The organism is Spirosoma sp., assembly GCF_048594605.1.
GTDB lineage: Bacteria > Bacteroidota > Bacteroidia > Cytophagales > Spirosomataceae > Spirosoma.
Genome location: NZ_JBMDWV010000008.1, coordinates 1 through 1,582, shown reverse-complemented (window position 1 = coordinate 1,582; position 1,582 = coordinate 1). Strand labels below are relative to the sequence as shown.

Below are 1,582 nucleotides of genomic sequence, written 5' to 3'. Positions count from 1 at the left end.
TGCCTTTGCCCGTTCCATACTGAATAACGAACCAGATGCAGAAGATGTGGTGATCAACGTATTTATGCGACTCTGGCAGAACCGAAAGACGATGGCGAGTATAAAGAATATTTCAGCTTACCTCTATACAGCTGCAAAATATGCCTCTATCAATGTATTAAAATCCAGGAAACAAATCAGCAATATTGATATTGATGATCTGGCAGATACCTTTCAATATAGTTTTGCGACTCCTGAGACAGCGTTAATTGACCGGGAAAATATAAAGCAGCTGGAAGATTTATTAAATACATTGCCACCGAAGTCGCGATTAGTATTTTACCTGGTAAAGGACAAGGGACTTACTTGTAAGGAAGTAAGTGTACTTTTAAATACTTCTGTTCGTACGGTGGAGACCCAACTTTATCAAACAGTGCGAAAAATTACCACCTGGTTAAGTAGTAAAAATATCCATCTGAAAAGAAAATCAGGTAACTCCTGAAAAAAATAAAACTACAATACGTAGTTCCGCTATTTTTTTTGTCATCTATAATACAGATAGATGACGTTTATGCAGCAAGAACGTTTTATTGAGCTACTGACTAAGAAGCTTTCCGGGGAAATAACCTTGTCGGAACAAATGGAGTTGTCCCGGTGGGTGGAGTCTCATCCCGAAGATGCTCATTTGGAAGCGCAGTTATCGGATTTGCTCAATAATGATAGCCGTCCGGTGCATTCGTCAAAACAGCTATCTAAAAGGGCGCAAAACTGGAGTAAGCTGCATCAACTAATGAGTGAGCCGGAGCCCGTTTTGAACGTTCGTAAACCAGCGCGAATAAGATCTGTGGTGAAATGGATGGCTGCCGCGGCAGTTTTGTTAATGGTGATTGCTATTGGCATTCAGACACAGAAGGGTAATCGTAAGCCAGGTATCAACAATAGTAATATAGTAGCTACTAAGAAGGGGTCGAAATCAAGCCTGGTGCTGCCGGACGGTTCAAAAGTATGGATCAATAGCGACAGCAGAATATCTTACGAGGACGGTTTTGGTAAAACGCACAGAACACTAAGTTTAACAGGCGAAGCTTATTTTGATGTAGTCAAGGATGCCGAGCGCCCATTTATTATTCATACGACGGAGTTGGATGTAAGGGTTTTAGGTACTGCATTTAATGTGCGGTCTTATGCCGATGAGAAAAATATTACCACTACCCTGGTGAGGGGATCACTACAGGTTAAACTCAACAACAAAGGGCAGCAGGTATATCTGCTGAAGCCTGATGAGAAGCTTATTGTTAATAAAGAACCGTTGCAGCCGGATAAATTCGATACCGGTAAGCCGGATGAGGACATTATTAAGTTGAAAATTGTAAAAACAGATTCGATTCCTCCTGATGCCCAATGGACGAACAATAACCTGGTTTTTGAAAATAAGCGATTGGATGAAATAGCCCTTATTCTGTCAAGATGGTATGGGGTGAGCGTGGTAATTAACGGCTCAAACAGGATGAAAGCAGAAAAGTATAATGGTTTTTATGATAACCAAAGCATTCAGAATGTACTGGAAGCATTAAAAATATCTGCGGGTTTCCGCTACAAAATT

2 protein-coding genes are annotated in these 1,582 nt (G+C 40.8%); both read left to right on the top strand.

The genetic code is table 11. The annotated features are described in order from the left end of the window. Positions 1 to 481: sigma-70 family RNA polymerase sigma factor (locus ACOJS8_RS00455; protein ID WP_420146563.1), on the top strand; the 481-nt coding region annotated here is incomplete at its 5' end. A gap of 69 nt (positions 482 to 550) precedes the next feature. After that, positions 551 to 1,582 (top strand): FecR domain-containing protein (locus ACOJS8_RS00450; RefSeq protein ID WP_420146562.1); only part of this gene is annotated, 1,032 nt, incomplete at its 3' end.